Below are 380 nucleotides of genomic sequence, written 5' to 3'. Positions count from 1 at the left end.
CCTAAAGTCGCGTTTGCGTGGTAAATGTTTGGATTGCTAGAATCAAATGTTCCTTTGCTAAACTTTAATATTTTTGCATTTCAAAAAATAATAAATCGTTGTTGCTAGTTCCCTTGACAAGTTCGATAAGTCAATTTCTATATTCTCATTTTCTAGCCCTAACTCTTTTTTATTATTGGATAAAAAAGAATAAATTACATTTCTTAGTTGCAGTTCAAATTCTGTCGGCTTTTGTTTTTGTTTCATTGTTGCTCCTTACCCAAAATCAAAGTAAGGGGATTTTAGACAAAAAGCGGGGGTAAATAAAGGTGGCTAGAATTTTTTGTTGTCATATTGAGTTTGCGTAGCAAACGAAATATCTCTTTTTGGTGTTTTTGTGT

General features: G+C 31.8%; 1 protein-coding gene. It reads right to left on the bottom strand.

The features are described from left to right. Nucleotides 1-57: 57 nt before the first annotated feature. Entirely contained in the window at nucleotides 58-246 is a 189-nt protein-coding gene (locus ACWIX0_RS14285; RefSeq protein WP_454174629.1) for a hypothetical protein, read from the bottom strand. Nucleotides 247-380 lie beyond the last annotated feature (134 nt).

It is taken from the genome of Helicobacter sp. T3_23-1059, from assembly GCF_053654515.1.
Note: the sequence above shows the minus strand (reverse complement) of the source record. Positions and strands in the feature narration are given on the sequence as shown.